Origin of the sequence: Nostoc sp. UCD121 (assembly GCF_014222285.1) — a bacterium.
Taxonomy (GTDB): domain Bacteria; phylum Cyanobacteriota; class Cyanobacteriia; order Cyanobacteriales; family Nostocaceae; genus Nostoc.
This window is the reverse complement of record NZ_JACKZS010000094.1, coordinates 22,174-28,414: the sequence shown is the minus strand read 5'-3', so window position 1 is coordinate 28,414 and position 6,241 is coordinate 22,174. Positions and strand designations below refer to the sequence as shown.

Annotated in this window: 5 protein-coding genes; all 5 read left to right on the top strand. The window is 42.1% G+C overall.

Features of this window, described 5'->3' with window-relative positions; translation table 11 throughout:
* The first annotated feature begins 138 nt into the window (after positions 1–138).
* Positions 139–831, top strand: coding sequence for a hypothetical protein (locus GNF10_RS20010; RefSeq protein WP_185581549.1), 693 nt, complete (start codon positions 139–141; stop codon positions 829–831).
* 430 nt (positions 832–1,261) lie between these two features.
* Positions 1,262–2,830 (top strand): NAD(P)H-hydrate dehydratase, encoded by a 1,569-nt coding sequence (locus tag GNF10_RS20005; protein WP_185581548.1) that lies wholly within the window; start codon positions 1,262–1,264, stop codon positions 2,828–2,830.
* A gap of 57 nt (positions 2,831–2,887) precedes the next feature.
* Positions 2,888–3,301 (top strand): VOC family protein, encoded by a 414-nt coding sequence (locus GNF10_RS20000; protein WP_185581547.1) that lies wholly within the window; start codon positions 2,888–2,890, stop codon positions 3,299–3,301.
* A 64-nt stretch (positions 3,302–3,365) separates the two neighbouring features.
* Positions 3,366–4,247 (top strand): ribosome biogenesis GTPase YlqF, encoded by an 882-nt coding sequence (gene ylqF / locus GNF10_RS19995; RefSeq protein WP_114081538.1) that lies wholly within the window; start codon positions 3,366–3,368, stop codon positions 4,245–4,247.
* Between the two features lie 262 nt (positions 4,248–4,509).
* Positions 4,510–6,162: an adenylate/guanylate cyclase domain-containing protein gene (locus GNF10_RS19990; protein ID WP_185581546.1), complete on the top strand. Its 1,653-nt coding sequence runs from the start codon at positions 4,510–4,512 to the stop codon at positions 6,160–6,162.
* Positions 6,163–6,241: the final 79 nt, after the last annotated feature.

Here is a 6,241-nt window from a genome sequence, read left to right as displayed (position 1 = left end):
ATTTATGAAGTAGCTATATACTTTGTAACTTTATTTTAGGGTAGCAATTACCCACCATCCAAAAAATTATAGTTTTTTGAAGGTAAACCGAATTTCTACATTAAATAGCTTTGTTACTTTAATCAAAAAAGGACAACTATGTTTAGTTCACGTATAGGCTGGCTCATGACTGCTACCTTAACTCTAGTCAGTTTAGGCTCAAATATCCAAAGTGTAAAAGCGCAAGTTAATTATACGTTTAGTGTTGACTACAATACACTTGTCAATATTGACACAACCTACAGACCAGACTTAGGAATTGTTAGAGCAACTATCAAAGGTGAAAGTACCCAATTAGCTCCTTATGGATTGGATTCTTTTGTTAGTGAAACCTATGGTAAACTTGAACCTATTGAAAATCCATTAATTAATAAATATACTTTTAACTCAAATCCTAGTGTGTTTGGTTTAGATGAGGAACCCGCCTTTTTTGATAGGTATTATGGCGGTGCTAATGAATTATTTGGCAAAGCAAGTGATAGCGCTGAAATTAATTTTGCGGAAGGCATTATCAAAGGTAGCGGTACTATTACCATCTTTGGAGGAACAGGTTTGTTCCAAAATGCTACAGGCACAATCACTTTTACTCAACAAGACCAACTTAATCCCCCTGGAAGCCCTTCTCAAGGTTTAGCTAAACTGAACTTCAACTTGCAAACTCCTCAACAGGTTCCCGAACCAACGGCGAATACAAGTTTAATCCTTATGGGTTTAATGGGAACAAGCTTAGTAATTAGTCGACGCTATAAAAAAGTTATTTCAGTGTCTATTCCGCAAAAAACCTGTAAATAAGTTATCAGAAGGTTGGGTTTAAAACCCCGTGCTTCACGCAATGCTTTAAAGTAATGAGTGGATGAAAAATGGGTATTTACTTATTACTCATTACTCCAGAATCACCGTGCGTTCACGGCGGTGAGGATGTCAAAAGATTGTTTTGGTTTTAGAGGAGTGGTAAAAGCAAGTTTTTTAAAGATATAGGACTCATATTTGATTTTTGAAAAAACTCAGTACAACCTAAAAAGCCTTCTTACTTCTTGCCTGCCTCAATCAAGCACTGTAGAGGCAATTCATGAATTGCACCCACTGATTTGCTCCTCCTGCCTCCTGCAAGTGGAATTTCCTTAAGATAATTGTGTGAAATCTGCTAAAGTTTCAGTAAACCTGAAACTCATAACTCAGCACGAACTAAACACCCCGCGATCGCTAACAGGACTTAGGGCTGATGCAGAACAGGCAAGAGAAAATTTCGCAAGTAATAGTTACTGCTGGGCAGATGCGCGATATTGAAGAGCGAATCTTTGCAGCAGGAATGCCTGTAGTCGCTTTAATGGAAAAGGTAGCGGGATTAATTGCCCGTCGTATTCAAGAGATCCCCCTAATCCCCCGTAAAAAGAGGTTGTCGCAAGCGGTGGGATCTCGTGTCGGAATCCTTGTCGGCCCTGGTCATAATGGTGGGGATGCTTTAGTAGTAGCCCGTGAATTACACTTTCGTGGGTATGAGGTTTGGATTTATGCTCCTTTCTCTAAGTTTAAGGAATTAACTTCGCACCACTTGCAGTATGCCCAGAGTTTGGGCATTCCAATTTATCAAACAATTGAGCAACTGCCAGATTCTGATTTGTTGATTGATGGCTTGTTTGGGTTTGGTTTAGAAAGAAACCTAACTGATCCGATCATCTCTGCAATTAATCAGTTAAATGAATTGTCTGTGCCGATTTATAGTATTGATTTACCTTCAGGTTTACACACCGATACTGGCGTTGTATTAGGAACTGCCATTCGCGCCACTCACACTTTTTGCTTGGGTTTATGGAAACTAGCTTTCTTCCAAGATCGGGCGCTGGAATATGTTGGCAAAGCTGAGTTAATCGATTTTGATATTCCTTTAGCTGATGTAGAAGCTGTTCTCAAAGATGCACCCAGCATTAAACGGATTACACCAACAACGGCACTCGCTACTTTACCCTTACCTCGCCCACCAGTTACCCACAAATATAAACAAGGACATTTACTCCTGATTTGCGGTTCGCGGCGCTATGCCGGTGGAGCAATTTTAACTGGTTTGGGTGCTAGGGCTAGTGGTGTAGGGATGCTTTCTATTGCTGTGCCCGAATCGCTAAAATCTCTTTTGGTGTCGCACTTGCCAGAAGCGCTAATTATCGGTTGTCCAGAGACGGAAAGTGGAGCGATCGCTCAATTGCAATTACCCGAAAAAACCGATCTGACTTCCTTTAATGCGATCGCTTGTGGCCCCGGTTTAACACGAGATGCTACTCCCATTGTGCAAGAGGTCATAGAAAGCGAACGCCCTTTGATTCTCGATGCTGATGGTTTAAATATTTTGGCACAAATGGGAGCGATCGCTACTTTAAAAAAACGTCTCGGTGTAACCGTACTCACACCCCACACTGGCGAATTCCAGCGATTATTTCCTGATCTCGCCGATGCTAAACATGACAGGGTAAAAGCAGTACAGGAAGCAGCTTTACAAAGTGGGGCGGTGGTGTTACTGAAAGGGGCGAGAACTGCGATCGCAAACCCTCAAGGTGGCATTTGGATGATTACTGAAAGTACACCCGCTCTGGCACGTGGAGGTAGCGGTGACGTATTAACTGGGCTACTAGGTGGATTGTTGGCACAAGCCGCTACTAAACAGATTTCTGTAGAAGATATTGTGGCAACTGCCGCTTGGTGGCATTCACAAGCCGGGATTTTAGCAGCCCAAGAGCGGACTGAATTGGGTGTAGATGCGTTTACATTGACACAATATTTGCTCAAAGTTCTCACTTAGTCACCCTACTTTAGCCAAAATAAGATGTTGGGATAAGGTAATAGGTAATAGGCAAATATGGTTTTCGAGTACACTAACGCATTTGTCACTATAGGATCGGTTAATTTTGATAAATTAGTAGATTTTTATACTAAATTTCTGGAGCAAAAAGCAGTTATTTTGATTCCGAATGTCTATGCTGAGTTTAATTTGGTTGGTATGCGATTAGGTATTTTTAAACCCAAGAAGACAAACGAATCGGAATTTGAACCGATGTCTAACGACAGCGCACTTGGTGTCTACGCCAAAAGTAAGATAAGTTTGTGTTTAGAAGTGAGTAACTTAAAAGATGCGATCGCTCACCTAACAGCTTTAGGCTATCCTCCACCAGGAAATGTTTCCACTGCTTCCCACGGCAGAGAAATTTATGCCTATGACCCTGATGGCAATCGTCTGATTTTACATCAAGCTGCTACTACAGAGAGTCATTAGTCATTGGTTTTGGACAAACAAATGACTAATGACAAATGACAAATAACAAAGGACAAATAAAAAAATGGCTATAACTCAAAACTATAGATTAAACGTAATTCAATGGTATCCAGGTCACATTGCGAAAGCGGAAAAGAAGCTCAAAGAACAGCTTAAGCGCGTAGATGTGGTATTTGAGGTACGAGATGCCCGAATTCCTTTAGCGACTCATCATCCCCAAATAGGTGAGTGGGTAGAGGGTAAGACACGGGTATTGATACTTAACCGAGTAGATATGATTACGCCGCAAATGCGATCGCTGTGGATAGATTGGTTTAAACGCCAAGGGGAAGTCCCTTATTTTACCAACGCTCAACATGGTAAAGGTATAGCAGAAGTGGCGCGGGCAGCGCAAGCGGCCGGAGTAGAACTCAATCAAAGAAGAAGCGATCGCGGAATGTTACCTCGTCCAGTCCGGGCTGTGGTAATTGGTTTTCCCAATGTTGGTAAATCAGCTTTGATTAACCGCCTTTTAGGACGGCGAGTAGTGGAAAGTGCAGCCCGTCCTGGGGTAACTCGCCAATTGCGTTGGGTGCGAATTTCTGAACATTTGGAATTGTTAGATGCTCCTGGTGTCATCCCTCTAAGGTTGGAAGACCAAGACGCAGCATTGAAATTAGCCATTTGTGATGATATCGGCGAAGCATCTTACGATAATCAGCTAGTTGCAGCAGCCTTAGTGGATTTATTCAACTACTTAGAAGCCGTAACTACAGATTTGTTACCGAGGAAACCATTACAGTCCCGCTACCAACTCGATTCGACCTCAGACACGGGGGATACTTATTTACACGCTTTAGCAGAGCATCGTTACAAAGGTGATGTAGAGCGTGCTGCAAGGCAACTTTTAACAGATTTTCGTAAGGGGTTATTAGGTGAAATGAGTTTAGAATTACCGCCCAATTAAATCAGCCGCTCATAAGGGAAATCCCTTTGATGCTAGCCTCTGCGTTGTAGCAACTGGCACAATATACAGATACGAGAGATTGACAGATATTTTGCGGAAGTCCTACAAACCTTCAGCAAAATAGCCTGATTCAATGTAATATCTGTCACATACAGTTGTCGGAATGCAGTTAACAGTGTCATAAAGAAAAGGCGAAGGTTAACCTGTAAGGTAGAACTTACCTGAGAGTTGCTTGCACCTCTAGCTTTGATGGATCACACTCATGACTGAACTCACGCTACGCCTAAAAGAGGGAGATACGGAGACAACGATCGCAGTCGATCAAGGTATATTCACAATTGGTCGTTTGCCGGAATGTAACTTGTACCTACCTTTTGCTGGGGTCTCCCGCAACCATGCTCGCCTGCTGAAAACAGCAGACGGTGTGTGGACTATTGAGGATCTAGGCAGCAAAAACGGGACGCAAGTCAATAAATATCTGATTAACTGTCCCCAAGAGTTGCATCATGGTGATATCGTTTGGTTGGGCAATGTTAGCCTGGTAGTAATGCTCACAAGCGCTGTGGGTCAATCGATACCTGAGTATCACGCAAGTTCGGACAATAATGAGCAGAGAACAATTCTGCACAATGTCGAACAATTACAACAGCAATGGATTGCAGCTGATAGCAAGGATGGGAATATCAGCAATAAGGACAAAACCATTGCCCGTCTCAAAGACTTAGTAGACATAGCGAAAAATCTCTGTGCAGCGGCATCTATAGAAGAAATTTTTTCTCAAGTGCAGCAAGTAGTTTTTCGTTACCTTGATAGTATCGATCGCTTGGCACTATTAATTGATGTTAATGGTTGCGGTCAATTAGAGTTAGTGAACGCTGCTACAAGAAATATTTCCCAACAAAAACATCTACCCTCAGATGGAAGTTGGATTAGTCGGAGTATCTGTCAAAAGGTATTTGAGGAAAAAGTTGTCATTCAAACCGCCGATACCCATCAGGATGAACGGTTTGCTAGTGAACAGAGTATTTTAGTTAAAGGCATTCGTAGCGCGATGGCAGTGCCTTTATGGGATGAAAATAAAGTTGTAGGCGTACTTTATGCCGATGCCAATCTTTCTTCTTACCATTGGGCAAATGAAGGCGAAGAAGAACTCAGCTTTTTTTCGGCTTTAGCAAACCTTGTAGCTTCAAGTGTGCAGCGTTGGCTATTGGTAGAGAAACTCAAAACTGAAGAGATGATTCGTCACCGATTAGAACGCTATCATTCTCCAGCAGTTGTGCAGCAATTGATATCTGTAGGCGGATTACCGGGTGGTCGTTTAGCACCAGCCGAGAGCGAAATCAGTATCTTATTTGCAGATTTAGTGGGTTTTACAGCAATTTCTGAACGGTTAACACCAACTGCGATCGCTCAACTATTAAATAATTTATTTGAAGAAATGCTAAAAGAAGTGTTTACTTGCGGCGGCACTTTAGATAAATATATTGGCGATTGTATTATGGCATTTTTTGGCGCTCCAGAACCGCAAGCAGATCACGCCGATCGCGCTGTTACTGCTGCCAAAGGAATGCTCACTCGTCTCGAACATTTAAATGCCAATGGTTTTTGGCACGAACCCTTGCAATTACGGATTGCTATCAATAGCGGTAAGGCTGTTGTGGGAGATGTTGGTAGTTCCCAAAGGGTAGATTATACGGCATTAGGCGCGACGATTAATCTTGCTGCTCGGATGGAAGCAGTTTGTCCCCCTAGTGAATGCGTGATTAGTCAAGCCACTCATAAAATGCTTTCACTACCTGAAGACTTCCAAGAAATGGGAGACTATCGTTTCAAAGGTATTGATCGATTAGTTAAGGTTTATCAGACAAAATTGCAGCAAGTACCAACAATAATTAATCCATTTCTTAATCTTTAGCTATTTGCCATGAGGGATTGAGGGTCAGATTCTTTACCAAACCTAACAAAGCAAAACTTAAAGAATAATTCTGTTTCGA